At 66.6% G+C, this 26,380-nt stretch carries 36 protein-coding genes; 29 read left to right on the plus strand and 7 right to left on the minus strand.

The genetic code is table 11. The features are described from left to right. The first annotated feature begins 84 nt into the window (after nucleotides 1-84). The 14 genes from HNR40_RS33745 (at nucleotide 85) to HNR40_RS33815 (ending at nucleotide 8,136) form a co-directional block, all read left to right on the plus strand. A complete protein-coding gene (locus HNR40_RS33745) occupies nucleotides 85-510 on the plus strand; it encodes a WhiB family transcriptional regulator (protein WP_221341165.1) in 426 nt (141 codons plus the stop codon). Between the two features lie 118 nt (nucleotides 511-628). Beyond that, nucleotides 629-982 (plus strand): hypothetical protein, encoded by a 354-nt coding sequence (locus HNR40_RS33750; RefSeq protein ID WP_184968602.1) that lies wholly within the window; start codon nucleotides 629-631, stop codon nucleotides 980-982. After that, nucleotides 969-1,778: a hypothetical protein gene (locus HNR40_RS33755; RefSeq protein WP_184968604.1), complete on the plus strand. Its 810-nt coding sequence runs from the start codon at nucleotides 969-971 to the stop codon at nucleotides 1,776-1,778. The genes HNR40_RS33750 and HNR40_RS33755 overlap by 14 nt, the downstream gene beginning before the upstream one ends. Nucleotides 1,779-1,798: 20 nt before the next feature. After that, nucleotides 1,799-2,155 (plus strand): hypothetical protein, encoded by a 357-nt coding sequence (locus HNR40_RS33760; RefSeq protein WP_184968606.1) that lies wholly within the window; start codon nucleotides 1,799-1,801, stop codon nucleotides 2,153-2,155. After that, nucleotides 2,152-2,670, plus strand: a complete 519-nt coding sequence (locus HNR40_RS33765) for a hypothetical protein (RefSeq protein WP_184968608.1) — start codon at nucleotides 2,152-2,154, stop codon at nucleotides 2,668-2,670. The genes HNR40_RS33760 and HNR40_RS33765 overlap by 4 nt, the downstream gene beginning before the upstream one ends. Further along, nucleotides 2,670-3,260 carry a 3'-5' exoribonuclease gene (locus HNR40_RS33770; RefSeq protein WP_184968609.1) on the plus strand — a complete coding sequence of 197 codons (591 nt, stop codon included), beginning with the start codon at nucleotides 2,670-2,672 and terminating at the stop codon, nucleotides 3,258-3,260. Before HNR40_RS33765 ends, HNR40_RS33770 begins: the two co-directional genes overlap by 1 nt. After that, nucleotides 3,257-3,481, plus strand: coding sequence for a hypothetical protein (locus HNR40_RS33775; protein ID WP_184968611.1), 225 nt, complete (start codon nucleotides 3,257-3,259; stop codon nucleotides 3,479-3,481). The genes HNR40_RS33770 and HNR40_RS33775 overlap by 4 nt, the downstream gene beginning before the upstream one ends. After that, nucleotides 3,478-3,741, plus strand: coding sequence for a hypothetical protein (locus HNR40_RS33780; RefSeq protein ID WP_184968613.1), 264 nt, complete (start codon nucleotides 3,478-3,480; stop codon nucleotides 3,739-3,741). The genes HNR40_RS33775 and HNR40_RS33780 overlap by 4 nt, the downstream gene beginning before the upstream one ends. After that, nucleotides 3,738-4,142, plus strand: coding sequence for an SLOG family protein (locus tag HNR40_RS33785; protein ID WP_184968615.1), 405 nt, complete (start codon nucleotides 3,738-3,740; stop codon nucleotides 4,140-4,142). The genes HNR40_RS33780 and HNR40_RS33785 overlap by 4 nt, the downstream gene beginning before the upstream one ends. Before the next feature lie 69 nt (nucleotides 4,143-4,211). Next, complete coding sequence (locus HNR40_RS33790; RefSeq protein ID WP_184968617.1) at nucleotides 4,212-4,631, plus strand: hypothetical protein; 420 nt, start codon at nucleotides 4,212-4,214, stop codon at nucleotides 4,629-4,631. A gap of 226 nt (nucleotides 4,632-4,857) precedes the next feature. Next, nucleotides 4,858-5,145, plus strand: a complete 288-nt coding sequence (locus HNR40_RS33795; RefSeq protein WP_184968619.1) for a hypothetical protein — start codon at nucleotides 4,858-4,860, stop codon at nucleotides 5,143-5,145. After that, on the plus strand, nucleotides 5,142-5,537 hold the full coding sequence (locus HNR40_RS33800; RefSeq protein WP_184968622.1) for a hypothetical protein: 396 nt from the start codon (nucleotides 5,142-5,144) through the stop codon (nucleotides 5,535-5,537). Before HNR40_RS33795 ends, HNR40_RS33800 begins: the two co-directional genes overlap by 4 nt. Nucleotides 5,538-7,071: 1,534 nt before the next feature. After that, nucleotides 7,072-7,518, plus strand: a complete 447-nt coding sequence (locus HNR40_RS33810; RefSeq protein ID WP_184968624.1) for a hypothetical protein — start codon at nucleotides 7,072-7,074, stop codon at nucleotides 7,516-7,518. Nucleotides 7,519-7,602: 84 nt separating this feature from the next. Continuing rightward, nucleotides 7,603-8,136 carry a hypothetical protein gene (locus HNR40_RS33815; RefSeq protein ID WP_184968626.1) on the plus strand — a complete coding sequence of 178 codons (534 nt, stop codon included), beginning with the start codon at nucleotides 7,603-7,605 and terminating at the stop codon, nucleotides 8,134-8,136. 288 nt (nucleotides 8,137-8,424) lie between these two features. On the opposite strand, the gene HNR40_RS33820 is transcribed toward HNR40_RS33815, so the two are convergent. Further along, nucleotides 8,425-9,084 (minus strand): hypothetical protein, encoded by a 660-nt coding sequence (locus HNR40_RS33820; RefSeq protein ID WP_184968629.1) that lies wholly within the window; start codon nucleotides 9,082-9,084, stop codon nucleotides 8,425-8,427. A gap of 193 nt (nucleotides 9,085-9,277) precedes the next feature. Here HNR40_RS33820 and HNR40_RS33825 point away from each other — a divergent pair, with 193 nt between their 5' ends. The 5 genes from HNR40_RS33825 to HNR40_RS33845 all read left to right on the plus strand — a co-directional run bounded on the left by HNR40_RS33825 (nucleotide 9,278) and on the right by HNR40_RS33845 (nucleotide 11,779). Continuing rightward, nucleotides 9,278-9,505 carry a hypothetical protein gene (locus HNR40_RS33825; protein ID WP_184968631.1) on the plus strand — a complete coding sequence of 76 codons (228 nt, stop codon included), beginning with the start codon at nucleotides 9,278-9,280 and terminating at the stop codon, nucleotides 9,503-9,505. Between the two features lie 81 nt (nucleotides 9,506-9,586). Beyond that, the gene (locus tag HNR40_RS33830) at nucleotides 9,587-9,958 is read left to right on the plus strand and encodes a hypothetical protein (RefSeq protein ID WP_184968634.1); all 372 of its coding nucleotides are present in this window, start codon (nucleotides 9,587-9,589) and stop codon (nucleotides 9,956-9,958) included. A 26-nt stretch (nucleotides 9,959-9,984) separates the two neighbouring features. Then, nucleotides 9,985-10,134: a hypothetical protein gene (locus tag HNR40_RS33835; RefSeq protein WP_184968636.1), complete on the plus strand. Its 150-nt coding sequence runs from the start codon at nucleotides 9,985-9,987 to the stop codon at nucleotides 10,132-10,134. 58 nt (nucleotides 10,135-10,192) lie between these two features. Beyond that, nucleotides 10,193-10,708 (plus strand): hypothetical protein, encoded by a 516-nt coding sequence (locus HNR40_RS33840; protein WP_184968638.1) that lies wholly within the window; start codon nucleotides 10,193-10,195, stop codon nucleotides 10,706-10,708. A 75-nt stretch (nucleotides 10,709-10,783) separates the two neighbouring features. Further along, a complete protein-coding gene (locus tag HNR40_RS33845) occupies nucleotides 10,784-11,779 on the plus strand; it encodes a site-specific integrase (RefSeq protein ID WP_184968640.1) in 996 nt (331 codons plus the stop codon). Between the two features lie 28 nt (nucleotides 11,780-11,807). Here HNR40_RS33845 and HNR40_RS33850 read toward each other — a convergent pair whose 3' ends face one another. The 3 genes from HNR40_RS33850 to HNR40_RS33860 all read right to left on the minus strand — a co-directional run bounded on the left by HNR40_RS33850 (nucleotide 11,808) and on the right by HNR40_RS33860 (nucleotide 14,555). Further along, nucleotides 11,808-12,875, minus strand: coding sequence for a hypothetical protein (locus tag HNR40_RS33850; RefSeq protein WP_184968643.1), 1,068 nt, complete (start codon nucleotides 12,873-12,875; stop codon nucleotides 11,808-11,810). Next, nucleotides 12,872-13,186 carry a PadR family transcriptional regulator gene (locus HNR40_RS57910; RefSeq protein ID WP_184968646.1) on the minus strand — a complete coding sequence of 105 codons (315 nt, stop codon included), beginning with the start codon at nucleotides 13,184-13,186 and terminating at the stop codon, nucleotides 12,872-12,874. Before HNR40_RS57910 ends, HNR40_RS33850 begins: the two co-directional genes overlap by 4 nt. A gap of 79 nt (nucleotides 13,187-13,265) precedes the next feature. Further along, nucleotides 13,266-14,555: a DUF349 domain-containing protein gene (locus tag HNR40_RS33860; protein ID WP_184968649.1), complete on the minus strand. Its 1,290-nt coding sequence runs from the start codon at nucleotides 14,553-14,555 to the stop codon at nucleotides 13,266-13,268. A gap of 429 nt (nucleotides 14,556-14,984) precedes the next feature. Between HNR40_RS33860 and HNR40_RS33865 the strand changes: the two genes are divergently transcribed. Continuing rightward, nucleotides 14,985-15,623: a ParB N-terminal domain-containing protein gene (locus HNR40_RS33865; RefSeq protein WP_184968652.1), complete on the plus strand. Its 639-nt coding sequence runs from the start codon at nucleotides 14,985-14,987 to the stop codon at nucleotides 15,621-15,623. On the opposite strand, the gene HNR40_RS33870 is transcribed toward HNR40_RS33865, so the two are convergent. Further along, a complete protein-coding gene (locus tag HNR40_RS33870; RefSeq protein ID WP_184968655.1) occupies nucleotides 15,616-15,789 on the minus strand; it encodes a hypothetical protein in 174 nt (57 codons plus the stop codon). The two genes, HNR40_RS33865 and HNR40_RS33870, sit on opposite strands and share 8 nt — an antisense overlap. Nucleotides 15,790-15,883: 94 nt before the next feature. Here HNR40_RS33870 and HNR40_RS33875 point away from each other — a divergent pair, with 94 nt between their 5' ends. Continuing rightward, the gene (locus tag HNR40_RS33875; RefSeq protein ID WP_184968658.1) at nucleotides 15,884-16,903 is read left to right on the plus strand and encodes a GNAT family N-acetyltransferase; all 1,020 of its coding nucleotides are present in this window, start codon (nucleotides 15,884-15,886) and stop codon (nucleotides 16,901-16,903) included. On the opposite strand, the gene HNR40_RS33880 is transcribed toward HNR40_RS33875, so the two are convergent. Beyond that, the gene (locus tag HNR40_RS33880) at nucleotides 16,890-17,330 is read right to left on the minus strand and encodes an ASCH domain-containing protein (protein WP_221341166.1); all 441 of its coding nucleotides are present in this window, start codon (nucleotides 17,328-17,330) and stop codon (nucleotides 16,890-16,892) included. The genes HNR40_RS33875 and HNR40_RS33880 overlap by 14 nt on opposite strands. A 138-nt stretch (nucleotides 17,331-17,468) precedes the next feature. On the opposite strand from HNR40_RS33880, the gene HNR40_RS33885 reads away from it, so the two are divergent. From HNR40_RS33885 to HNR40_RS33905, 5 genes are all read left to right on the plus strand, one after another. Further along, nucleotides 17,469-17,906 carry a hypothetical protein gene (locus HNR40_RS33885; protein ID WP_184968661.1) on the plus strand — a complete coding sequence of 146 codons (438 nt, stop codon included), beginning with the start codon at nucleotides 17,469-17,471 and terminating at the stop codon, nucleotides 17,904-17,906. Further along, nucleotides 17,903-19,189 (plus strand): PBSX family phage terminase large subunit, encoded by a 1,287-nt coding sequence (locus HNR40_RS33890; protein WP_184968664.1) that lies wholly within the window; start codon nucleotides 17,903-17,905, stop codon nucleotides 19,187-19,189. Before HNR40_RS33885 ends, HNR40_RS33890 begins: the two co-directional genes overlap by 4 nt. Nucleotides 19,190-19,345: 156 nt before the next feature. Beyond that, nucleotides 19,346-19,816 (plus strand): hypothetical protein, encoded by a 471-nt coding sequence (locus HNR40_RS33895; protein ID WP_184968667.1) that lies wholly within the window; start codon nucleotides 19,346-19,348, stop codon nucleotides 19,814-19,816. Between the two features lie 7 nt (nucleotides 19,817-19,823). Continuing rightward, on the plus strand, nucleotides 19,824-21,794 hold the full coding sequence (locus tag HNR40_RS33900; RefSeq protein ID WP_184968670.1) for a hypothetical protein: 1,971 nt from the start codon (nucleotides 19,824-19,826) through the stop codon (nucleotides 21,792-21,794). A 13-nt stretch (nucleotides 21,795-21,807) separates the two neighbouring features. Then, nucleotides 21,808-22,068 carry a hypothetical protein gene (locus HNR40_RS33905; protein WP_184968672.1) on the plus strand — a complete coding sequence of 87 codons (261 nt, stop codon included), beginning with the start codon at nucleotides 21,808-21,810 and terminating at the stop codon, nucleotides 22,066-22,068. 456 nt (nucleotides 22,069-22,524) lie between these two features. On the opposite strand, the gene HNR40_RS33910 is transcribed toward HNR40_RS33905, so the two are convergent. Further along, complete coding sequence (locus HNR40_RS33910; RefSeq protein WP_184968673.1) at nucleotides 22,525-22,851, minus strand: hypothetical protein; 327 nt, start codon at nucleotides 22,849-22,851, stop codon at nucleotides 22,525-22,527. A gap of 68 nt (nucleotides 22,852-22,919) precedes the next feature. Between HNR40_RS33910 and HNR40_RS33915 the strand changes: the two genes are divergently transcribed. Genes HNR40_RS33915 through HNR40_RS33925 form a run of 3 tightly spaced genes read left to right on the plus strand, consistent with a single transcriptional unit; the run spans nucleotide 22,920 to nucleotide 26,378 of the window. Next, nucleotides 22,920-23,723, plus strand: coding sequence for a phage portal protein (locus HNR40_RS33915; RefSeq protein WP_184968675.1), 804 nt, complete (start codon nucleotides 22,920-22,922; stop codon nucleotides 23,721-23,723). Then, nucleotides 23,707-26,235, plus strand: coding sequence for a phage minor capsid protein (locus HNR40_RS33920; protein ID WP_184968677.1), 2,529 nt, complete (start codon nucleotides 23,707-23,709; stop codon nucleotides 26,233-26,235). Before HNR40_RS33915 ends, HNR40_RS33920 begins: the two co-directional genes overlap by 17 nt. After that, on the plus strand, nucleotides 26,232-26,378 hold the full coding sequence (locus HNR40_RS33925) for a hypothetical protein (protein ID WP_184968679.1): 147 nt from the start codon (nucleotides 26,232-26,234) through the stop codon (nucleotides 26,376-26,378). The genes HNR40_RS33920 and HNR40_RS33925 overlap by 4 nt, the downstream gene beginning before the upstream one ends. Nucleotides 26,379-26,380: the final 2 nt, after the last annotated feature.

The raw sequence follows: 26,380 nt of genomic DNA on the forward strand, positions 1-26,380 counted from the left end.
ACGCCCCCACGGCTACGCCAAGTCCACGCAGTACATCCGGCTTCAAAGCGAGAAGCGGCACGCCAACCGGCAGGGTGTGACTGCTTGATCCGGACCCTCCTAGGCGACGTCCCCGACTTCCACGCCCGCGCGGCCTGCGGCGGCAAGGCCACCGTCATGTCATCCAGGGACGACAGCGGCATCGCCCAGGCTAAGGCGATCTGCGCCCGCTGCCCGGTGCTCAACGACTGCCGGGCATGGGCTGGCGAGCTCAGAGAGGAGAAGGACCCCGAGATGGTGCTCGGCGGCCTCACTTGGCTGGAGCGCCGTCAAGGCGTGCCGTCCGGCGAGCGCAGGTGCAACACCTGCCAGCAGGTCAAGTCGTTCACCGAGTTCGGGCGCAGAAGCAAAGGCAAAGGCGGCAGGCAGTCGATCTGCCTGGATTGCAGCAGGCAGCAGTCCAAGGCCGCATACGACCGGCGCGTCCAGCAGAAACGCGACGCCCACAAGAACAGCCAGGCCACGTCATGACCTTCAAGCCTCCCCACGAGGAGGGCGCCCCGGTCGTCGTGGATGGCGAGGTCGTCGGCTACCAATACGCCTTGTTCGACATATGCCACCACGAGCCAATTGAGGAAGGGCCAAATCGATGATCCCCACCGGTCGTGAGCTTTCCCTCTGCGGGCTGTGCCGCGAACCCATCCTGTGGACCGTCACCGAAGCGGGCAATCGTCTCGCCGTCGATCCCAACCCAGCCGCCACAGGGAACACCGCGTGCTACCGGACCGGGCCGCGCGCGTGGAAGTCCAGAGCCCTGCACGGGGTCGAGGCGTTGCCCCGACAGCCCTGGGAGGACGTGTTCATGCCGCACGTCGCCACCTGCGCCCGCGCCAACCCCGTCCAGACCGAACTGCCCGCTGTCCTTCCGCCCAACGTGGTCCGGCTCGACCTAGCCCGCCAGCGCCGCGCCCTGAAAGGAGCCCGCCGAAATGCGACACGGTGAGTACGCCACCTACACCGTCCAGAAATGCCGCTGCACGGAATGCAAAGCAGCATCCGCCGCCTACGCACGCGAACGACACCGGCTCCTGGCGTACGGCAGGTGGAAGCCGTTCGCCGACACCGAAGCCGTCCGGGCCCATGTGCTGAACCTGCGCCGGTACATCTCCTATGACGCCATCGCCCTCCTGGCGCAAGTCCCTGCACGCAGCATCGACCTGCTGGTGTACGGCGAGGCTGGCTCGCCGGGGTCAGCCCGGATGAGGACGGAGACCGCAACGCGGCTGCTCGCGGTCTCCATCGACCTTGACCAGATGCCCGACGAGATGCGGATCAGCGTGGCCGGCAGTCGCCGCCGCCTCCAGGCGCTCATGCTGCGCGGCTGGGCCATGCCGCTGGTGTCCGAACGGTGCGAGGTACCCCGTTGGCAGCTCGACAAGGTGCTCAACGTTGCGCTGATCCTGCGGGTCTTCCAGGCTCGCGCGATCCGCGACGTGACCGCCCAACTGTTTGACCAGGACCCGCCACTCACCACCCGCAGTGAACGGCATACCGCTGCCATCGTCCGCAACCGCGCGCGACGCAACGGCTGGGTGCCCTTGGCGGCCTGGGACGACATCGACGACCCCGACGTAGAACCCGACCTCGGCACCACTGTTCCACGGGCCCAGGCCATCACTGAGGACGCAGCGTTCCTCGCCGAGCAGGGCCTAACCCCCAACCAGGTGGCCGAGCGCCTCCAGATTTCCCGCGGCTATCTACAGAAGGCCAGAGCCCGCGCCGCAGCCACCAGCGCCTGACGTCCACCGATCGGAGACCCGTGAAAGCACTCAAGGAAGCGCCCTACGACCGGCGCGGCAACCTCATGCACTACCCGCAGGACGACTACCGGCGGGTCGAGACCGGCGAGTATGCCGTGGTGCCGCCGGACTGGAGGCCCATCACCGAGTTCACCGCGACCCTCACTATGACAGGTCGCCGCCGTGGCCGGTCGGCCGCCTATTTCATGTGGACCGACCAGGACGGACACGAGTGGCCGATGTTCCTGGCCGACCTCGACCACCTGATCAGCTCGGCCACGATCAAGAATGGCGTCGCCACCGGCACCTGGACAGTCGGTAAGCGCGGCGCCAACTTCGGCATCCGCTATGTGTCGCAGGGCGAGGGCAGCGCGTGAATCGCCGTCCCAGCTACGCCGACCGGCAGCTCAACGCGAAGCCCCGCGGCGCGCACAACAAATGCGTGGACAGCGAAGACCACGCGTGGAAGCCGCTGTCGTTCGTGTTCGAGTGCCAGCTGCTCGACGCGCATGGCCGGGTCCGGATCCGCCAGCCGAACACGACGGCCGCCCGGGTGTACTGCATCTGCCTGGGCTGCCGGTCGTGGACGTACGTCGAGACGGACTGGGTCGGCTACTACCTCGGTGGGCCCGAGCACGTCGATCCGACGCTCGACAACCCCGACGAGGTGTTCGCGGACGACGTAGCCCAGCCGGAGCAGCCGCTATGCGAGTGGTTCGTGTGGGTCGGCCAGCCGTACAACGCGTGCGACCGGTGCGGCGAACCGGCCTGGGAGCACCGCGGCCAAGAGACCCACATGAACGGCGGCCCGCCCGAGGCCGATGAGTCAGTCCGTCGCCTCTGGGCGCCAGGCATGGCAGACCACATCCGAAAGAAATGGGAGAGCACCTGATGCGCATTTACTACGGCACCGAGTTTCTCGACACGGGAACCACGATCGAGCTGATCTCGATAGGAATCGTCGTCGACGACGGCCGCGAGTACTACGCCGTCAACTTCGATGCGCCGTGGCAGAAGGTCGCGCAGCACGACTGGCTGATGGAGAACGTCGTCCCGCATCTTCCGCTGGTCGACGGGATCCGGAGGGGCCCGTTCGGTGGGCAGCCGCAGTTTCAGATCGACCCGACGAACGTGGCCGTGAAGCCGCAGTGGGTGATCGCCAACGAGGTGCGCGAGTTCATCTTGTCGACGCTGGAGCCGGAGCTGTGGGCCTACTACGCGGCGTACGACCACGTCGTTCTCGCGCAGCTGTGGGGGCCGATGGTGAATCTGCCGACTGGTGTCCCGATGTTCACGTGTGACCTGAAGCAGGAGCATGTCCGGTTGGGCCGACCGCCGTTGCCGTCCCGGGATGGGGATGAGCACCACGCTCTGGCCGACGCCCGCCATAACCGGACGATGGGCACGCTGCTGGAGGGCATCGCTCGGCCGGTCGAGCTACTCGAACTCGTCGAGTTTGACCCCGAGGAGGCTGACGCGTGAAGACCTGGAAGCGCTGGCAGGTCATGGCAGAGATGAGGCTCGGGGGCCGTTTCACTGAGCCGAGCGTTGACCGGTATCTGCGGCCTCGCCGGTTCTGGACGCGGGCCGGTGCCGAGCGTGACGCGCGACGCCGTCGCGCCCAGGCGGAGCTGGAGCGGAAGCCGCACGTCGCCTACACCGTGGTGGAGGCGCCCTCAGGGAGCGGGGACAACAAGCGATGATCACGCGATGGATTCTGGCGTTCGACCGGCTCGGCATGGTCAATGTGCTGCTGGCCGGTCTCGCCTTCGCCGCTCTTGCGGACGGCCTGATGGACGTTGTGCAGCTGGACGTCGGTGACGTGGTGAACAAGCTGATGGTCGCCGCGCTGGCGTTCTCGCTGCTCGGGACACGTCTCGATCGGGATGCGGCGCTCGCTGCGCGCGAGAAGGGTCCCGCGTTGGAGGACGGCCGCGGCCAGCACGGCGAGGTGGCCCGGTGAGCGACGAGCGGAAAGCCCCGGCGGCGGCACGGTTCCGGGTGCTCGTCACGGGGTCGCGGACGTGGCGTCAAGGTGACCTCATTGATCGCGCGTTGTCGGCGTTGCGGGTTGAGCACGGGTCGCTCGTCGTCGTGCACGGCGCTTGCCCAAGCGGCGCGGACGGCTACGCGTCGGCCTGGGTGATGCGGATGGCAGCGATCGGGCGGGACGTTGTCGAGGAGTACTACCCGGCGAACTGGGCGAAGTTCGGCGACGCGGCGGGCCCGATCCGCAACCGGGCGATGGTCGATCTGGGCGCGGACCTCGTGCTCGCGTTCATCCGCGACGGGTCGCCGGGGGCGACTCAGTGCGCGCGCTACGCCGAGAGCAGGGGCTTGCTGGTGCGGCGGGTGCTTGCGTGACGGTATGCATGATCAGTAAAGAGAGACCTTCCCTCAAGGCCCTCGGCACGTTGAGGGGGAGGGGAGCGGGTGAGCGCTCGACTGATGGGCGAGGTCGCCGGCTGGCTCGGTACGGCTGCCGCCGAAGGGCTGACCGCGGCCGAGCGGCTGGTGCTGCTGATCGTCGCCGAGCGGGCGAACGAGCACAGCAGGCGCATGTGGACGCACCGTGGCGACCGGCGCGACGACGGGACGCGGATCACGCTGACCGAGCTGATCGCGGACCGGGCCGGGCTGACGCCGCGCGGCCTGAACGACGCGTTGCAGCGGCTCGCCCGGCGGGGCCTGGAGGTGCGGGTGCAGATCGCGACGGACACGCGTGGCCGACCGGTGTTCGCGCGGAAGGGTCACGCGGTCGACTACGAGCTTCCGTTCCTGCCCGCGTCAGTCGAGCTACCCCCGCGACCTGTGGATAGCGGGTCGTCAGGACCCCCGGAACGCGACCGGTAGGTCACGCCACAGCGTGACCTAAGGGCCCGATAGGTCACGCCACAACGTGACCAAAGACGCTCTTAGGTCACGCCACAGCGTGACCCCATCCCTATAAGACCTATCCCTCTAACACCTTCTATCCCTAACGCGGGCCGGGGTCTCACAACCTGAGGTGGAAGGGGACAAGATCACACCCGGCGATATGTGGACAACCCGCAAGCAGAATCGCCAGCAAGGAACGCCCATGACCGACCCCGAGAGCCTCGACCGTCAAACCCGGGTCGCCGTCGCCGCACTCGCCCACCGCATCCGCGAACGCGACCACCAAGACGACCCCACCGACGCCGACATCTTCGCCCTCGAATACCTGCACGCACTCCGCGGCCAAGGCTGGCGACCCACCAACGCCCGCCGGCCAGAACCCTGGACCACCGACCACCGGCCACCCGGCACCGAAACCGCACGCCGCGGCGCCGAACTCGCCCGCGACCTCCTCCGCCGACCCACCAACGACCACCAGGAGCAGGAATGACCACACCCACCCGCACCGACTGGCGCGGCAACCCCTACACGACCGGCACCACCGTGCTCTACGCGCGCAGAATCAGCACCAGCTGCGAAATCGCCGAAGGCGTCGTCATCGACATCTACGACGCCGTCCGCGATGCCCGCACGAACCGGTGGGCCCGCGCCGACCCCGACAACCCCAACCACCAGACGATCACCGGCCGCGACCGCGAAACCCGCGTCATCGTCCAACCCACCGGACGCGAGAGCAAGAACTGGCGGCTGAACACCCGCCAAGCCCGTAACGAGAACTGGATCGGCGTCTATGACGAGCACGGCTCCCCGATCTTCGAGCCGGTCGAGCATGGGCCCGTCGCCCTCACCGCTCTGGCGAACATCACCGTGATCACCCCGTGAGCCGCATCACCGTGCCCAGCGTCGCCATCGCCCGGCGCTGACCAGCACAAACAAACACGCCCCCAGCTTCACACCTCGTCGCTGCTGGGGTTGACCTTCTACGAATCATTCGCGCAATGCGCGCAAAGCTTGACACGAGACGCACGCTAGACGGTCCCAGAATCGACGCTGGGACACAAACAAGGGTCGGTTGGTATCTCTGGATACCCCCGACCCTTTCGTATGCTCAGGGACGACTACAGTGCTTTGACCCTGGTCGGACCAAGATCAAGACGTCCCCTGAATCCGCTGAATCCGCCGACGAGTCGTCTCCGACCACTCCCCATACGCAGCCAACGCCACATCCCGCGCCTGAATCCCCAACTCCCCACGGCACTGAAGCACCAACTCCCGCTGCCGGCGCTCAAACCTCGCCAGCTCGGCCGACACATGCTTCAACTCCGCCAGCGCCACCCGCTGCTCATCAGACAACTCCCGCTCAGCCACCCCGCAAGCGTAGACACAAAATGTCCCACGCGGAAGAGGCGTCAACCAGGGGTGCCACCCCAAGCCCCGCACCAAGAGTCAACCTACATTGACGCACGGCGACGGAAAAGCCTGCCAGACAAGGGAATGCCGCCCTACAAAGTCAGCTAGCCGCCCAGGTTCGTTGTGATCAATTCGTTCCTTATTTGAGATCACTTCGTGCTTCATTGCCTGTGTAGATCACGACACAATTTGTGTCGTGATGACATTCACCAACGCCCGGCGGGCACTCGCGGCACTGGCCGCGACACTCGCACTCACGGGCACACCACTCGCCGCTCTCGCAGCGGCACAGGATGACCCGCCCGGCGGCACGCCGGGACCGGAGGTCACCGTGACCACCACGGTCACGGTGTTCGTTCCGGTCACGGGTCCGCCCGGACCCAAGGGCGACACCGGCCCCCAGGGCCCGGCGGGATCTCCCGGACCCCAGGGTCCGGCGGGTTCCCCTGGTCCGGTCGGCGCGTCCGGCAGGCCCGGCGAACCCGGCAAGGCGGGGGCGGACGGCAAGCCCGGTGCCCAAGGGCCAAAGGGCGACACCGGCCCGTCCGGCAAGCCCGGCGCGGACGGGAAGCCCGGACCTACCGGTCCGCCCGGAAGCACCGGCCCGCAAGGGCAGGCGGGGCCGCGCGGCATCGCCGGTCCGAAGGGTGACCCCGGACTCACAGGTCCGCCCGGTTCGCCCGGACCATTCAGCGTTGCTGGAAAGCCGCAAGCGGAACCGCAAGTGGCTTCCACTAGCAGGGACAAACCCCTCGCGGGTGCCGGACTCGCCAGCGCTGACAAGGGCATCCCGCCCACGGTCGGCCTGACGGTCGGTGCCGTCCTGCTGGCTCTCGCAATCGGAGTCGGACTCACGATCCGAACCCGCAAGCGGAAGCGCAAGCCGGTAAGCGCCTCCAAGCCCGCCACGTCCACGGACACGGGCGACGAGACGCAAGTCCTGTAACAACCCCCGGCGCTCCCGTACAGGGCGGGAGTGCCACCTCAGCCCGAAAGGCGAGAGATCATGACCAGCTTCACCCCAAGCGAGATCCTTACCGGCATCGGCGACGCGCTTGCCGCGTTCGACAAGCTCAACCGCTTCACCCGGTACGTTCCCCTGGTTCCCGCTGTCTGGGCCTACTACTTCACCATTGGCGAGCTCACGGGCGACGCGATGCCCGTTGACGGGCTGGTCAAGGCGGGCGACGACGACGACGCCGCGCACGTCTTCACCGACGCCAAGGGCGGCAAGTGGATCAAGCGCTCTGCGCGCGGTCTGGCCAAGCTGGGCGGAGACGCCGCCTACCTCACGGCCATGCCCCCGGCGCAGTTCCGCGCCGTGATCGACAAGATCCGCGCCGACGCTGCGGAAGCCGAAAGCCAGCGCATCAGGGACGAGCTGGAGGCCGCCAAGGCGGAGCTGGCCGCGCTCAAGAGCGCCAAGCCCGCCGCCAAGCCCGCCGCGAAGTAGCACAACCGGCGCGCGGTTCGGGGACCGCGCGCCACCCCTCACGACCTAGCCAGTCAGCCAACCTCACCCGAACGGAGCAACACCATGCGAATCCTGGTCAACGTCAAGACGCCACTACTCCGCAAGGCGGAGCGTTACGGCATCTCAGTTCACCGCGTCATGCACGACGCGTTGGCCGCCGCCGTGGCCAAGGCGGAAGCCGTCGCGCCCGTCAAGGTGTCCGACCGCATCGCCGTCGCGAACCTATGCGTTGCGACGGCAGCGGAAGACTGGGCAGACATCCTGCACATGGCGGGAGTGGTCGCGCCGGTCCTCACCATGGAAGAGCGGAACGGCGTGCGTCACGTGGTCGCCGACGACGGTTGGCTTGTGCAGGTCTGCACGTGGCTGACCAAGAAGCCCGCAGAGGTGCGTATCGTCACGAACACGGCTGTCACCATCTGGCGTGAGCTGGCCGACGCGACTGGCCTTGCCGCCAAGTCCTACTCTCGCCGCACGCCGAAGCACCTGGAGAGCGCTTACGCCGACGCCGTTGCCACGCTGGCTGACGACATGGCCAAGACCAAGGCAGCTCTCGCGACGCACGTTGGCGACGTCGCGCCGCGCCGCCGCGCGTAGTCCGCGCGAAGCCGCCGCAGGCGATCACCGCTTGCGGCGGCTTTCGCATGTCTGGGGGTACCCCCCAGGAGCCGGCCGCTGGTCGCGCTGCTGTTGGCGTCGCACCTCGCCGGGGTTGCCGCATGATGGTTGGTGTGTGGGTGGATCTTGATGGTGCTGCGTTGCGTGTTGGTGTGTCTCGTTCGACGGTGAATCGGTGGGTGGCGTCGGGTGCGCTTGGGTGTTGGGTGGTTGATGGGGTGTCGGGGGTGCCTCGGTTGCGTCGTCCGGGGGAGGGGGGTGGGGTAGTCAGCGTGTCGGAGTTGCTGAGGGTTGAGCGGGAACGGAGGAGGGCGCGGGGGCGGCCGGGGGCGCGACTTGATCGCCGATGAGGTTGGAGGCGATGTTGAGGGGGATGGCCAGAAGTAGTCCGACCAGGAAGAACGCCCATTCGCGGAGGCGTTGGCGTTTCCTGTCGGATTTGGTGTCGCCGAGGATGAGGGCTTGGACGGCTTCGGCTTCCTCGCGGTCCATGTTGATCAGCGTGCGTTGGCGCTCGGCTTCTTCGGTGAGTTTCTGATGTGCTGCTTGTTGGGTGGCGATCTCCTGGCGTAGCTCATCGGCTAGGACGCCGGCTTCGGCGAAGGCGGTGTTGGCTTGGCTGAAGGCGTCGTTTACGGCGTTGATGCGCTGCTGTAGCCGCTCGCTTGGATCTACTTCTATCTTCGGTCTGGGGAGCCTGGCTCGTCTGGTGACATAGAGGAGTCCCGCCGTGGTGAGCGTTCCGACGGCGCCGGCGGCAATTGCAACCCAAGGTGGGATTGTGGTGAGGATGTCGTCGCCGATGAGTTGGACGGCGACGCCGACCGAGGCGGCAACGAGGCTGGCAATGGCAGCGAGCGTGCCCGCTGTTTGGTGTGAAGGCGCAGGCGGTTCGGGCCTGGGTGGGGGGGTGTTCTGGTCGGACATGCTCCATTGGCTACCTGGCGGCCGGGTGTGTGCGCAATGAAGTGATGAAATTGAGAGCTCTGAGCAACGCTCGACCCATGTTCGCAATTTTCGCGAAATGCTAGTAAGTCACGATAGGGTTCCCTTATCATGGGTTAGAAACCTTGATCATCTCGCTAGCCACGGGATGTTCCCTCACCCGAAAGAGGCAACAATGAGCAACACGCACCAGCGCCTGAACGTCACGGAACTCCGTCCGGGGATGCGAATCCTAGACCGCGACATCATCGCCACGTCGATCCGGCACTGTCCCTGCGCCCTGCCCGATCCCGACCTTGTCACCGAGGTCCGCTCGGCACGCAAGTACGCGCGCATCGCCTTCGGCAACTGCGCGCTCGTGAAGGTCCCCCTCGACCGGTTCGTCTCGGTCACGTCCGCCTAACCCCGTCAGCCCCGTCGGGTCGCGGGCACTAGCCATGCCCGCGACTCATCTCCCACCTCTCACCCGAATCTGGAGCCATTGATGAGCGACGCTCGCTTCCTGCCGTTCAACTCGCTGTACGTTCGTCCGAACCCGGACCACGTGGGCGTGCTGGAGATCCTCGACATAACCCTCTACCCGGACACCCTCTGGGGCTTCCACTTCTACGGCCCGGCCTCCCCGGGCAACTTCTACGACGACGGTCCGGTGTACGAGACGCTCGTCGAGGCGGACCACGTGTGGCAGGGCGACATGGAGCTAGGCACGGAAGACGACCTCCGAGCGTTTGCCGCGATCCTGCACGAGAGCCTCACCGGGGGAGGCGACGAGTTCTACGGGAGCGGCTGGACTCGTCTCCACTACCGGCCGCTCCCGAGCGCCGGCGTCGAACTGGCCGCCCAGGGCACGGCGTGAGGGGAACCCGGCTCGACCTCACGCCTGTGAAGGACCGAAGCGCCGCTGAGCAGAAGTCGTTCGTCCGGGCTGGCGCGCACCTGCTGGTGATGAAGCTGATGGGCGGCACGACCCTGACCGAGGACGAGATCGTCGCCGAGATCGTCCGCGCAGCCCGTTCCGGGCTCCCCTCCTGACCAGCCCCTCCGACCGGCGCCCAGCACGGGCGCCGGTCTCCCCCCGAAACGAGATCACATGAACGAGATACAGCCTCAGCGCGGCACCCTCGTGCCCACGCCCGAGGAGTGGCAGCCGGGCGACGTCGTGCTCGACAACCAGGGCAGTCTGTTCGCCCGAGCGTCGGCGCACGATGAGGCGAAAGGGTGGCCCTGGGGCTACACCTCGACTGCCGCCAGGGGATTCGACGGCGAAGCGTATGTGCCCGAGGGGTCTGTGGAAGAGGGTTATCCGACCCGTCCGCTCCGGCTCCTGGTCCGCGATGGCCGCACCGTTGCCAGCCCGGACACGAAGGCTCAGCCGTACCGAGCGTTCGACGGCGTTACCACGACCGACCTGATCCTGCTCGACCAGCTGCTGCGCGCCGACGAGACCGGTTTGACCAAAGCGGCCGGACTGGCCGGGCGTATCCGGGAGGAACTGGCCCGCCGTCCCGCCCATGACAAGGAGGCCGCGCTGCGAGAAGTGTCCGACATGGCGGTCAGGTTCATCGGGACCGGCGTGTGGCCGCTGATGAACGAAAGCGGGGAATGAGACCGATGAGCGAGTGGCACCCCTGGTACGGCATGGATGAGGCTTCGGCGCGAGGCGGTCATTAGTGGATCTCCAATGACCGCAGAGCTTGCGCCGCTGCGAGACGGTGCCCTACTCCTTGACGACGAGGTGGCGGAGCGGTTGGCCGCGCTCGACCAGGCGGCCGTCGCCTACTTGGACACGACGACGAAGCCGAACACCAGGCGCGCTTACGGCGACGACTGGCGGACGTGGACCAGGTTCTGCGCCGAGCTGCGCATCCCGGCCGGCGCGGCGACGCTGGGCACGCTGGTCGGGTTCGTCAACTGGTTGTACTCGGCCGGGAACGCGCCCTCCACGGTAGACCGGCGGCTGGCGGGCGTGTCGGTGACGTTCCGGGACGCGGGCAGGCCGATCGACAAGCCGGTCATGCAGGCCGCCCGGAAGGCGATGGCTGCGGAGGCGGACAACCTAGCCCGTGCCAACGAGCGACGTGGCCGGGGGAAGGCCCCCGCAGTCACGGTCGCGCAGCTGCGGCTGATGTGCCGGGCCTGCCCAAGCGACACGCTCGCCGGGATCCGCGACCGGGCGCTGCTCCTGATCGGGTTCGCCATCGCGGCACGACGGTCCGAGCTGGCCTCGCTGCACGTGTCCGACGTCGTCGAGGTCGAGGAGGGCCTGATCGTCACGGTCCGGTTCGGTAAGCGCGGCGCCCGCGAGGTGGCCGTGCCGTACGGGTCGAATCCGCTGACGTGCCCGGTCCGGGCGTGGCGGGCGTGGCTGGCCGCGTCCGGGCTCGTGGAGGGCCCGGCGTTCCGGTGGATCGACCGGCACGACAAGCTCCGGGATCGGGAACTGTCCGGTCAGGCTGTCGGGGACGTGGTGACCCGCGTTGCTGGACGGGCCGGGCTGGCAGGCCGGACGGCGCATGGCCTGCGCTCGGGCCTGGCGACAGAGGCCCGTCGCGCCGGGCATGACTCGGTGTCGATCGCTGCACAGGGTGGTTGGTCACCCACGTCAAGGGACCTATTCGGCTACATGCAGATCGTAGATCGCTGGGCTGACAACGCCGCAGCGGGACTCGGCCTGTGACCATGGCTGAGTAGGGCTTGTTCAGGCCCTACTCAGCCGCCCGGTCGGGCGCCTTCGGCTCGATCTTGAGCCTCTTGCGTGCCCACTCCACCAGGGGGTGAAGAGCCAAGCCGCTGGTCATCACAACAAGGATCGCAGCACCCAGTCCAGTGTCCCAGATGGTCTCCAGGCCGCCCCAGAGCATAAGACCGGAGATCAGGAACCACGTGCGCTTCTGAGATCGGAGCAGCCACATCAGCAGGCACCTGGCAGGGTGGGCGAGGCGTCGCCCAACCCACGCCGAGCGGGATTCCAGCCCTGCCCACAGGAGCCCGGCCGAGTAGCGGAGCAACTGCGTACGTGATCCGCCTGTCGCGATCTCCAGAAGATCCCGCCGCCATATCTCGTCAGCTTCGGGCTCGGCTGCAAGGTACGACGCGATGTGCGAGATGCGACCGGCGGCAGTCCGGCGCAGCGGGATTTCCGTGTCTTCAGCCTGCAGTTCCGTGTAGCGACGCGCCACTCTTATGGCACATCCAATCGGATCCGTATTCAGATGCCGACGTGTCACCGAGCCTTCCTGCCATCGGTAGAAACCATGGCTGGAGCGCACTACCAAGCCGATCCCGACCGAGAGGGTAGGGTCATCGTCCACTTTGTATGTGCTGGTGACGCCGAGGCTATGCAGGTCCGCGCGGAGCTTCTTCATCGCTTGTTTGTCGATGGCGCTCTTGAAGCGGTCCTCGGCTAGCGACCGCGGTTCGTCGATCAATAGGTAGGCAAGGGGTTCCCACCGAACTGTGGCTCGGCGTTCAAGAACGAGCACGTAACCGTGCATCCAAGGCGTGGGTCCACGATGGGTTTGGTCGGAGGCACGGCGAATGCGCATCCCAAAGAGGGGGCTGGACTCCGAGACGAGGCCCTGTTCGCCTACGACAAAGGATTCTCCGCCCCGCCCATCGAACCCACGCGCCACCGCAAACTCGATCACCTTGCGCGCCAGATCACCGAGTTCCTGCTGAACTCCAGGACTGATCCGTGCCTGGTCCTCTGCTTCGGCAGTTGTCCAGATAGAGAACGTGTAGGCATAGCCGCCAGCAATCAAGCGCTTGCTCACAAGGCCTCAATCCATCGAAGTATTGGGCGAGGACGCTGGCGATTCGCCAATGCCGCAGTAGCTTGGCTCTCGCCCTCCGCGGTCAGCTCAACAAGGCGTCGGCGAGGACCGGTCGTTTCGGTTTCATCCCAGTGAGAGCGGACCCAGCCGATGCTCTCTAGCCGTCGCAAGATCGGGTAGACGGTGCCGGAACCGTGGCCGGTGGCTTGGATGACCTCAAGCCCGTACGTGGGCGTGCTCTCCGCTGCTGCTTCAAGCAGAACGCCGAGCACGTCGCGGGTTGGTGTAGTGAGGCGAATCGGGACAGGCATTCACCCTCCGAGAATCGTTCTCGACCTATGTCGAGTACGACTCTACAGGCTTCTCGGCAAGGATGCGGGGCCCTCGTTCCTACTTGAACTCCTCGACTTCTTCGGCCAGCGCCGCCCTACGCTCCCCAGACAACGGGGCATGCGCATCGCTGAACTCGACGCTTGTGGGCAGATCGCAGGAGTTAAGACCAGCCAGGAGCGCCCTGGGCTCCGTGACCAAGTGCGAGTTTCTCCGGACGTAGAGCATTTCTCGCGGCGTCAGATCTCGAACCACTAGCATGTCGTGAGCCTTCAGAAGGAGCATTGCTCCTACCTGTATTGTTACGACAGCATGCGGAGCAGCAGCCTCCATGAGTTTCGCAACTGCGGCTGCCTTGGCGTCATCCACCTTGGCCTGTTCAAGATCTACCGCACGGAGTTGAATGGCGCGTTGCATCTCGGCGGCCAGGTCCTGTCCAAGGTCACAGTCGCGGATCTCCTTGGTGCGACGCCAGAGGCCCTTGAACAGCTTCGTGATCGAACCACGGAACGGTCCCTTGCAGGTACGTATGTCGTACCCATAGGCGTTGAGAACCTCTTCCAATGCCTCCTCGATGGGTGCCAGGGAAGCGTCATCGGCTTCACCTCCGACATACACCAGGATCCTGGGCTCCTGAACGAAATCGCGGTTGAGGAGGGCCGCCATGTTTTCCTCGATCATCGACTGGGCGGCTGTCTCGGCGGTAACCGATGTCGAAGTGGAATGCGACGAATACTCCCCTTTCGGGGAGAACGTTGCTGCCCAGGCTCGGAGCGTGTCGGAGAACTCGCGCTCGGCGAGAGCAGCGTCGCGTGCCTTGCGGAAGCGGTCGCGGGCGGAGCGAAAACCACGCCACGTGTCCGTCTGAACCCTATTTGGGGCTTTCTTGATAGCAGTCGCCCACTGTTGTGAGAGTTCGTCGAAGGCGTCGGAGGTGGTGCTCCAATCGGTGGACGATGCCAACTCCTGGGCCTTGGCTACGATGCGGTCCAGCTCACGGGCGGCCCGCTCTTGCTCCCTTTCGTACGCTTGGCGAGACATGACCTGTTCCGACAGCCTGTCGAGGTGACCTATTAGCCTGGTCAGATCGCCGATGCCCTCGGCGGCGGCTACTGCTTGGCGTAGCGCTGCAATGCGAGCGGGAGCATCGATGAGGTCCAGACCATGACCTCGAATTGCGTACCCAAGCAGCTGCACTTGCCTTGCCAGTTCGTCGTATCTGCGCCGTGAAGCCAGCTCATCTTTCGGCTCGTCGGCCCGCCGCGCCTGGAGGGCGCGTTCTCCCTCAGCGGTACGCGCGTTGACGGTGCTGTCGTCGTCTACCCAGCCCCGCCGATCGTTGCTCACCATGTCCTCCCGCGGTTGTGATCAATCTTCTGGGACCAGGCATCGTGCCTCGAGTTGTTGGCTCTTCCCCGATTTCTGACGGCACGATTAGAGTCTGGTCGCCCAACAGTGGCGTCATTTCAGTCAACGCTAGAGGTGGGATCGCCGTTCTCGCCGCGGAATCCGACAGTTCGGCAGGGTTCACGCGCAATCGCGATTGCGGCGACTTGACAAGCGTGCGTAGGGTAACGCCCATCGTGAGACGACTGTCTCCACGGCCATGATCTAACCCTTGAACGGGCCCCGGACCTGCACAGGTTCGGGGCCCTCACCATGGACGCGGGCATGTCCTGCACAGTGGTCCTGAGCCGGTCGCGCTGCTCATTTGGGGGAGTGAAGCGCGCGACCGGCCCGGGAACCCAACATCGCCCCTCTGCACGAACGAGGTGGACCTTGACGGCATCCCGCTACATCGAGCACATGGCGCTCGCCTCTATCCCGCGCGCCCCTCGCAACCCCAAGGACCACGACCTCGAGGGAATCCGCGCCGCGATCGAGCAGTTCGGCCTCCTCATCGCGGGCGAACTCGACGACCGGACCGGCCGCCTGGTCGTCGGCCACGGCCGGCTCGAAGTCCTTGAGACGATGAAGGCGGAACGCGCGGGCGCGCCCTCCGGGGTGCAACTGGCCGACGATGGCGAGTGGATGGTCCCGATCCTGCGCGGCTGGGAGTCCCGGTCCGACGCCGACGCCGAGGCATACCTGATCGCCAACAACCACCTGTCCGAGAAGGGCGGCTGGCATGAGCAGGGCCTTGCGGACATGCTCGCCTCAATTGCGGCGATCGACGCGCAGCTACTGGCCGCGACGGGCTACAACACCGACGACTTGGCCGACCTCGAAGAGGCGCTGAACGCTGACCGGCCCACATTCGACGAGGACGATGAGCCGCTCCCCGAGCCGGGCGACGCCGACGAGGAAGACCGCCCGACCGTATGGGGCGTGGTCGTCACCTGCGAAAACGAAGATCAGCAGGTCGAGCTGCTCCAGCGCATGGTCAAGCAGGGATACAAGGTCCGCGCCCTCATGTGACCTTCTCCCGGACCCGCATCTTCCGCAGCAGCTCGCCCGGCTGATCGCAGTCGATGGTCGGGCAGCGCTCCGGCCAGTCCCAGCCGATCGGGCCGAAGTAGTGGCCGCGGGGGCACCGGCCGTGCAGCTCGAACGGCGCGAATGGGTTCGCTACGGCTTGTTCCATCCCTCATCCCCTCGAAAGGCGGTGCGCGGTGCGCGCTGACATCACCCTGTCGTCCCCGGTCCAGCCGTCGGCCCGAGTCCTCCAGCTACAAGGCATGTTCGACGTCGCCATCGAGGAGAAACTGGCCAACTCCTGGGCGATCGAGCTCCCCATCGAGCAGAAGCCGTGGAACGTCGGACTGATCGTAGGGCCATCCGGCGCGGGCAAGTCTACGATCGCCCGGCACCTATGGCCGGACAAGATCATGGGCGCCCAGACCTGGACCGACCAGGCCCTCGTGGACGACTTCCCGCAGGGGATGGGCATCAAGGACATCGTCGCGCTTCTCGGTGCGGTTGGCCTGTCCAGCCCGCCGGCGTGGCTCCGGCCGTACGGCACGCTCTCCAACGGGGAAGCCTTTCGAGCGTCGATCGCCCGCGCGCTGGCCGACACTGACGGCCTGGTCGTCGTCGACGAGTTCACGAGCGTCGTGGACCGGCAGGTCGCCAAGGTCGCCAGCCACGCCGTGGCGAAGGCCGTGCGACGTGGGAAGCGTCAGCTCGTGGCCGTGACCTGCCATTACGACGTGCTCGACTGGTTGCAGCCCGACTGGATGCTCGACGTCGCCACCAGCACCTTCGAGTGGAGGTCGGTTCAACCCCGGCCCGCGCTCCAGCTCGACGTCCGCGAGGTCGATCGGTCGGCCTGGGAAGTCTTTCGCCGTCATCACTATCTGACCGGCACCCTGCATAAGGCCGCAAGATGCTTCGGCGGATTTATCGCCGGAGAATTGGTGGCGTTTACTTCGTACCGACATTTCCCGCACCCGAAGACACGCAATATCAAAATGGCTCATCGGACTGTGGTGTTGCCGGATTATCAGGGGCTGTCGATTGGCGGCGCTTTGACGGAATGGATGGGGCAACATCTGTACGAGCGCGGCTATCGCCTGCGCGCGGTGCTGTCGCATCCGGCGCTGATCGCCTACCGCTCCCGGTCGCCGCGCTGGAGGCTGGTCGGGCAGGACAAGAGCCTGCGCACCACCAGCAAGGAGAAGCACCTGCACGCGCACTCCCTCAACCCGCGGCGGCTGGGCACCGTGTCGTTCGAGTACGCCCCGATCAGCCCCCGGTGACCGCGAGGTCCCGCACCTTCGACCAGCCCGTCAGTCCGGGCGCGTCCACGTCGGTGAAGCCGCGCCGCCAGTCGAGCGGCGGCGCGAACAGCCCGAGCTTGCCGCTGACCTCGACGAACCGGGTCGCGGGCTGGGCGCCGGACAGGACCCAGTTCCACTGGTAGGGATTGGCCCACGCCGAGTCGTGCTCGCGCACGATGTCGTTGAGCTCGACCGACCCCAGAATCACGCCGAACTGGAGCAGCTCCTCCGGGAGCGTCACCCCGAGTTCGGCCACCCGAGCCCAGCCGCGGGAGTCTTCCTTCTGGCCGGCATGGATGAGCAGCTCACCGCGGTAGCGGGTGTCCCATGAGCGGTTCTCGACGTCCTTCAGGCCGGCGACGATCAGCGCCGCCCAGGGCTGCTTAATGGTAATCGCTTTAATCATTCGCATTATCGCAGGATAGCTCACCGGTAAGCGAATTAGACGCAGACCAACCTTGACATTTTTAGGGGGTGCTGCTCAATGAGTGTTCCCCTTGCAAAGCGAGTTGAGGTCGCTGAGCGGCGAGCGAAAATCGTTCAGATGCGTCTGGCTGGAATGAGCCATGACGCCATCGCACGGCAGCTCGGCATCAAGGGCGGTGCCCGCGCAGTGTCCAAGGACATGACGCGCGCGCTGGCCTCCGCGGCGAAGGCGCAGCAGGAGTCGTCGGAGCAGCTGCTCGACATCGAGATCAAGCGGCTGGACCGGCTGATGCAGGCCCTCTGGCCGAAGGCCCTCGACGGCGACGTCAAGGCCGTCGAGGCGTGCGAGAAGCTCATCACCCGCCGCAGCTACCTGCTCGGCCTGGACCAGATGAACCGCAACGGCGCCCAGGACGGCGACGTCCTGTCTCTGCTCGGGTCGCTGTTCGACTCGCTGCGCGGCCGTCACACCCCGGACGAGGTCGTCGAGGCCCACGTGGTCGGCGAGATCGAGTCCGGTGACGAGGATGACCTGGACGACGAGGACGACGGGTGAGTCTGGGTCTGGTCCGGCTGTCGCCCAAGCAGGAGCAGTCCATCGCGGAGTCCACCGCGCGCATCAACATCTGGACGGGCGCGGTCAGGTCGGGCAAGACCATCGCATCGCTACTCAGGTGGCTGATGTACGTCTCCCGTGCGCCGCGCGGAGGCAGTTTGGTGATCGTCGGCAAGACGAGCGACACGATCAGCCGGAACGTCTTCGAGCCGTTGATGGACCCTGCGCTGACCGGGCCGGTGGCGCGCAGAGTGTTCTACAACCGGGGCGCGCCGACCGCGAACATCTTGGGCCGCCGGATCGAGATCATCAGCGCGAACGATGTCAGGGCCGAGTCCCGCCTGCGAGGCATGACCTGTGCGGGCGCGTACGTGGACGAGGCCACCTTGATCCCGGAAGCTTTCTGGGACCAGCTCCTCGCCCGCTGCTCGGTACCCGGCTCCAAGATCTTTTGCACGACCAACCCCGACGCTCCGAACCATTGGCTTCGCAAGCGTTTTCTCCTGCGGAGTCACGAGCTGGACCTGCGGTGGTGGCAGTTCCAACTCGACGACAACCACAGCTTGGACCCCGTCTACGTCACCAACCTCAAGGCCGAGTACACCGGGCTCTGGTACCGCCGGTACGTGCTCGGCGAGTGGTGCATGGCCGAGGGCGCGATCTATGACATGTGGGATCCGGATCGGCACATCGTCGACCACATCCCGCTCATGGAGCGCTGGCTGTCGGTGGGCGTCGACTACGGCACGGTCAATCCTTTCGCGGCGCTGCTCATCGGTGTCTCGACCCCGGACAAGGTGGGCCAGCGGCGCCTCTACCTGGCCTCCGAACTGCGGTGGGACTCCCGCGTCGAACGCCAGCAGCTGACCGACGCCGAGTACTCATCCCGGCTTCAGGAATGGCTCGACGGCATGCCGGACTCCTACGGTCCCGGAACCCGAGGAGTGCGGCCGGAGTGGCTGATCGTCGACCCGTCCGCCGCCTCCTTCATCACGCAGCTGCACCGTGACGGGCTCCTGCCGATGATGGGCGACAACTCCGTCCTGGACGGTATCCGCACGGTCAGCAACCTCATCGCCGCCGACCACCTGCGGGTGCACCGCTCCTGCGCAGGTTTCCTCGGCGAAGTCGGCTCCTACAGCTGGGACGAGAAGAAGGCCGAACGCGGCGACGACGCACCCATCAAGCTCGACGACCACTCCTTGGACGCCGCCCGGTACGGCTTGCACACCACGCAGGCAGCATGGGCGCAGCTGCTGGAGCCCGTCCCCAACTACAAGTAGACGCCCGCCCAGAGTCTCGCGGCCCTGGGCGGGATTGCTCCGCCGGACCCTTCCCAGTCCGCGCGTCGAGCCGCCGGGTGCCTGGCCGCGTGCTGTTGAGGGGCAGCGCGCGACCAGGCATCCACCATCACCGCACACATCAAGGAGAGGGCCCGCGTGGCTGACTTCACCTTCAATATCGCCAAGGGCCGCGTGGTCGAGTTCTACCGGCAGATCAAAGCGAACACTCCCAGCGGATCGGCACTAGTCATGGTGGTCATCGCCGCCGCCGCCATCGAGGCAGACGGCCTGATGAACAATCGCACCACCCTCGCCGACGTGCTGTCGGCCTCCACTGAGGCGTCCAACGCCGGATACGAGCGAAAGTCGCTGCTGGCCGCGGACTTGGCTGAGGTCACAGTTGACAACGCCAATGACCGGGTTGACCTCGACATCCCCGACCAGACGTACATCAACGTCCAGGCAGCCGGCGGCGCCTGGGGCAAGATCCTCATCTGCCACAGGCCGGGCTCGGTCGTCCCCGATTCCCAGATCATCCCGCTGACTGCGCACGACTTCCCCATGAACCCGGACGGCGCCAACATCGTGGTGCAGACCGACGCCATCGGCTTCTACCGCGCCACCTGACGGCGTCATGGTCTTCGTCACTGAGAACTTTGAGGACGACACCCTCGACCTCGCCATCACCGGCACGTGGACCAGGACAAACGCCACAGCGGGGACCGGCTCTTGGTCGATGCGCAGTGCGCCCATCGACCACAACCAGATGACCGAGATGGTCGTCCAGGTCCCGGCTGGCGCCACGCACCTATCGTTCAAGATCCGCTTGTCGACTGAGGGCGGCGCCTACGACCCGTTCGAGCTCTACGGAATCGATGCGGTCGGTTCATACGTCCTGCTCGATGAGGCGTGGGGCGTGCTCGACTGGTACACGTGGCTCACTGCCGTTCCCGTCGACTCGTACACCGCAGTCGCCTTCCGCTACTCGAGGGACAGCAGCGACGGCGGGGGCGAAAACGCCGTCTTCGTCGACGACATTGTCTTCTTCACCGCCGCGCCTTCACCACCTGCGGCCGTGGCCAACAACTTCAATCACGGCGTAGCAGGCCAACCCCTCACCCCGGACAGCTCCGGCGGCGAGAACGGCCTCCCCTTCTCTGTATCCGGAAACGTCCACTACACCGACGAGGCTCCCCGCCTGCCCGGCGGGCTTGCGGCGGTCAACCCCGGCCCCGACCTCTCGGCGACCTTCTCCTGGGCTGACCCGCCTGGGATGAGCAGCAGCAACGCGTTCTACGTGCGGGCCTACTGGTACCGCGCTGAAGACGTCGACACAAGCTCGTCCGTGTTCACCCTGTACGGCCCGACCATCTGGTTCCTCGACCTCTGGGCCAGCGGCGGCAGCCTGTACCTGGATGTCCGTGCCTCACGCTTGACGGTGGGCGAGGCTCCTGCCGGGCAGTGGATCCGCATCGAACTGGCACTCCTGCTCGACTCCCCGGGTGTCGGCCACGCCGAAGCCTGGGTCTACTACCAGCACGACGCCACAGTTCCCGACGTGCATGTCACCAGCGGGACTATCACCTTCGAGGACCCGCGTCCCAACCAATACTCCTTCTACGTCAAGCGCGACAGCTTGGGCAAACACTGGCTCCTCGACGACATCGCCGTTGGGTCGGTCAAACTGGGCCCGGTCGGGCCGCCCGCCACCGAAGCCATCGCCGCGGTGGTCGCGTCGGACACGTCGCAACCCCTTCCTCGGCTCGCGAAGGGCGACATCGGGTCCGCCAGCGGCGCCGAGGTCGCGCAGTCGTTGCACGGCGCTAGGCAGCGTCTGCTGCCAGCCTCGACCGATGCTGCCGCAGCGCGGATGCTGCACGGAAGCAAGGGCTGGCGGCTCGCCGCCGCTAGGAACCTGGACCACGCCCGCCCGTTGCACGCAACGAAGATCTTCACACTGGGCACGGTCGTCGAGGTCAATGAAGGACGGCGCCTGTTCGCTGACATCAGCCTCGGGCTGGCCCACGATCAATCCCGAGCCTTGCCGCTCGTCCCCAGACGGGTGAAGACGCTCCATCCCGCCGTGCATGCCGATGCTGCTCAACCGCTCCCACTGGGACGCGGACGCGCCCCCGGCCAAACGGTGACCAACGACATCGCCACAAGGTTGCGCTGGACCAAGACCCAGACCGTCGGGTTCGTGCTCGACCGGAGCCTGCCGGGCGTCTTTTCGCCCTTCCTTCCGCCACTCGCGGTTGACCTACCTCACCGTCTGTGGGGCGTGAGCGCGCCTGAGCTGCTGAGAGGAGTCGTTGTGGACCCCATCTCGTCACTATCGCTGGAGTACGTGCGCGTCTTCGTCAAGCACGCTCGCGGAACCGAACCCGTGGAGATCGCCTTCACCACACCCGGCGTCGAGCCAGGGCCTGCGGACTGGAAGACCGCCAGTTGGGCCGAGACGAAGAATAGAGGTGCGATCGCACACATCCTCGTCGGCCCGAACGGCACCGTGACGCTGGCGGACGGCACCTACCAGGTATGGGTGCGCACTGTCCGGCAGGACGAGCGGCCCGTGCTTCCCAGCGGTCTCATCCCCATCATTTGACTGGAGTCCACTCATGTACGCGACGCCGAGCATTGGCCGCATCGTCCACTACGTTTCCTACGGCACGCCGGGGGGTGAGTACACCTCCCAGTGCCGGGCCGCACAGATCACGGAGGTCGCGCCCGACGGGAACACCGTGGGCCTGGCCGTCATAAGCCCCACGGGCCTGTTCTTCCACTCCCTCGCGCAAGGCGGCTGCGAGCACCACGAGACGTACGGCGTGAACCCGCCCGCCCGCCGCGGCGGCACCTGGCACTGGCCTGAGCAGGTCTGACCCGCAGCCTGATCCCCTTTCCCATCTCGTAGCACGAGCTCTACCGGCTCGCCATTCCCGCAAGCGGTTCAGCTTGCAAGAAGGGAGGTGGCGGTGCCGCTTCCCGACCGTGATATGGAATGGCCCCCGCCCCACACACGGCAAGAGAACAAGCTCTACGCCCAGTGGGGGGCCTGGTACTCAGGCGACCCCGACCGGCTGTCACAGGTGTACGGCGCGGGCGTGACACCGGGCCTCGGCCTGGATCTGAAGGGCTGGGACCGGCCGCTCCAATACGCCGGCGGCGTCGTCGGTCGCGTGGCCCGCTGGTTCTGGGGCTCGCCGATTCCGGCTGGCCAGTCGCGCAGCACGAAGCTGCACGTGCCGATCGCCGCCGACATCAGCGCGACCAGCGCCGACCTGCTGTTCTCCGAGCCGCCCACTCTCCGCGTCCCGGGCAAGAAGGGCCAGTCGCGCCTAGACCGGATCCTCGCTGACGGCGGCGTCTACAGCATGCTGCTGGAGTCCGCCGAGATCGGCTCCGCGTACGGCGGCGTCTACCTGCGCGTCGGCTGGAACAGCGAGATCGCCGACTACCCCATCCTCGACCTGGTCCCCGCCGATGCGGCGGTGCCGGAGTTCGCCAACAACAGGCTCCGCGCGGTGACCTTCTGGAAGGTCGTTCATGAGGAGGAGAAGGCGGTCTGGCGGCACTTGGAACGCCACGAGACCGGCCGGATCTACCACGGGCTGTACCGCGGTGACCGTGAGCGGCTCGGCATGCAGGTGCCTCTGGAGGATCACCCCGAGACCGCCGGATTCGCGGAGATCGTAGACGCCGAGGGCGGCCTGGACACCGGCTACGACAAGGCTTGCTCACCTACTACGTGCCGAACATCAAGCCTCACCGGCTGCTGCGCGGCACTTCGCTCGGCCGCAGCGACTACAGCGGCGTCGAGCCGCTCATGGACGCGCTGGACGAGACCTACACGTCCTGGATGCGGGACCTGCGGCTCGGAAAGGGCCGGATCATCGTGCCGGAGGTCTACCTGGCCAACACCGGTCGCGGCCGGGGGTCGACGTGGGATCCGGACCGCGAGGTGTACTCCGGCCTGGGCATGATGCCGCCCGCCAATGGCGGGCCCAGCATGATCACGATCTCCCAGTTCGACATTCGCGTCGCCGAGCACAAGGAGACCGCTCGCACCCTGCTGGCGCAGATTCTGCGCGGCGCGGGCTACTCGGTGCAATCCTTCGGCGAGGCGGGCGACGGCCAGGCGGCCACAGCGACGGAGATCCACTCCCGTGAGCGCAAGTCGTTCGTCACCCGTGGCAAGAAGCTGAACTACTGGACGCCCGCCCTGGCGTGGCTCGCCGAGGCTCTCCTGTCGATCGACCTGGCCGTGTTCGGCACGAAGGTCGTCGCGGAGAAGGCCACCATCGAGTGGCCAGACGGGGTCATGCCCGATCCGGAGAGCCTGAGCCGGACGCTGGACATGCTCAACCGGGCCCAGTCCGCCAGCCTCGACACCCGTGTCCGGATGCTCCACCCCGACTGGGACGACACCCAGGTCAAGGCCGAGGTGCGGCGCCTGCGCGACGAACTCGGGCTGAACCTGCCGGACCCGGCCGAGCTGGACGAGACGTACGTCCCGGGCGATGGCGACGACGACTAGCGGACCCACGCCCGAGCAGGCCATCGAGCAGGCTTTGGAACAGGCCAAGCTCGTGGCCCGCATGTATGCGGAGGCCGAGCAGCTGCTCGCCGAGAAGATCGCCAAGCGCGCGACAGGCGGTGACGACGAGCAGGACGCTGGCCGGTGGCAAGAAGGCCGGTTCGCCGAGATCGGGCAGCTCCGCAAGGAAGCCCAGCAGATCATCAAGCGGCTCGAATCGGTAGCCAAGAAGGCTGCCGAGAAGGCAGTGCTCCAGTCCTGGGCCGATGGCATGGACTCCGCCGTGGTGGCCGCGTTGTCGCAGGTGCACGACGACAAGGTCCGCAAGCGCCTGGACCAGGTGCTGCGGGATGCCCGGAAACTGGGGGCGAAGAAGCTGATCAACCCTGGCCAGGGCGTTAACGAGCTCGCCCGCCAGACCGTGGAGAAGCTGTCTGCCGTCCACCTGTCGGCGCTGCGCGTGGTCGACGACATCTACCGCAAGGTGGTCGCCGACACCGCTGGCCAGGTTCTGACCGGTGCCCGCACCCGGAAGGAGGCCGCTCGGGACGCGCTGAAGCGCCTGACCCCGGTGGCGCCGTTTCGGGACAAGTCGGGCCGCCAGTGGCGGATGTCCACCTACGTGGAGATGGCCATGCGCACCGCCACGGCGCGCGCGGCCGTCGACGGCCATCTCGCGGTCATGCAGGACGCGGGCATCGACCTGGTCATCGTCTCGACGACGCCGTGGAACTGCGAGAAGTGCGACCCCTGGGAGGGGAAGGTCCTCACGCAGTCCGGTGCGGCCGGAAAGATCTCGGTGGAGCACGCCCTCGAGGACGGTGTGCAGGTCGAGGTCGAGGTGGCCGCGACGGTGAGCGGGGCCCGCATCGCGGGGCTCTTCCACCCGCAGTGCCGTCACAGCTTGTCGGCGTACCTGCCGGGTGTGACGACGGTTCCGGCGAAGCCGACCGCTCCGCCGACCAAGCCCAAGCCGAAGCCGTCAGCGGGCAAGCCCAAGCCGACGCCGAAGAAGCCTGACAAGCCGCAGCTCGCCGCTCAAGAACAGCCGCGCCCGAACGCCGAAGCCACCGTGCGCCGAGAGGTCGACGAGCAGGCCCAGCGTGAGCAACTGGTCGCGGAGGAGAGAGCACGCCGAGAGGTCGAGGAGCAGGAGAACGCCACTGGGGTTGAAGCCGGCGACTTCAGCAAACTGCGCCAGGTCGGGCAACAGGGCGGATCGAACCCCGGCGGGATGTTCGAGGACGAGAACGGCAACCGCTGGTACGTCAAGACCCAGCAGTCCGAGACGCACGCCGCCAACGAAGTCGCCTCAGCCCGCCTGTACCGGGCGGCCGGGATCCGAACTCCCGACGTTCGCCGGGGGAGTGGCGCACCGGGCCTTCCGGACGGGCCGCAGACGGCAAGCCGAGTCGTGGAAGGCAAGCAGGTCACGGCCAAGGAGCTTCGCGGGCCTGCCCGTGAAGGATTCGGCGCCGACGCCTGGCTGGCCAACTGGGACACCGCGGGCCTGACGTTCGACAACATGCTCTTGTCGCCAGACGGGTCCGTGACCCGGATCGACACGGGCGGCTCGATGCTGTTCCGTGCTCAGGGCGGCCCGAAGGGCGACAAGTTCGGCAACACCGTCCCCGAGTGGCGGACCCTGCGCCATCGCAAGCAGGCCCCGCAGGCCGAAAAGCTGTTCGGAGGGCTCACGCCGGTCGAGCAGGAAAAGGCGCTCGAACGAATTGAGCAGGTCACACCCGCTGAGATCCGCCGGATCATCTCCGAGTCGGGGCTCGACAAGGACGTAGCCGATCGGCTCATCGCCCGTCGTGCGGACCTCATGCGGCGCCTCAAGAAGGTACGGGAGCTTGCTCAACGGCAGCGCGCCTACGATAAGAAGCGCGCCACGGCAGCGACAGGTCGGGACGCACTGGACGCCGCGCCTACACGGCTGACCGTGTACTCCTACGGAAATCCGTCCAAGCTGGTTCCTCAACCTGCCGGGTGGACTGACGAGCAGGTCAGGCGCAGCACGTTTGCACTTGGCGGCTATCGGGGCTCCGACTACAAGGACATCAACAAGCGGCTGCGAGAGAACGATCCGGACCACAGCCAGATCAGAGACATCGACAAGGTCATGCCCCTGTCGGAGCTCAAGAAGACTGTGCTGTCGTACCGGGGCATCCGCGACACCAAGGCATTCGGGTCTGCCTGGGATGACGTCGATGTCGCCGGGCTGGAGTGGATCGATCTGTCCTACGCCAGCACCACCGTGGATCTACGCATCGCTGAGCGATTCGCAGCGGGCGGGGATCCGCCCGTCATCATGCGAATCGTCACCCCGCCGGGGGTTTCGGCGATCCGCTTGTCCGACCTCGCACCCCCCGACCGCGCTCCGGACCCTGGTACAAAGGAGGAAGCGGAGCTCATGCACCAGCGGGACATCAAGTACCGGGTGGTGACCGATCATGGATTCGACGAACGTGGAATCCGCCAACTGGACGTGGAGGTGTCCCCCCGATGAGCACTCCGGACCAGGAGCCCAGGTCGATCGAGGACCGGTGGGCTGATGCCGAGAAGCCTGGCACGCTGATCGTGACAAGCGAGCCCGAGAAGACCATCGAGAACTGGATGGACGACGAACCTTCTGCCGACAACGAGAAGTAGAG

Origin of the sequence: Nonomuraea endophytica, from assembly GCF_014203235.1 — a bacterium.
GTDB classification, from domain to species: Bacteria; Actinomycetota; Actinomycetes; order Streptosporangiales; family Streptosporangiaceae; genus Nonomuraea; species Nonomuraea endophytica.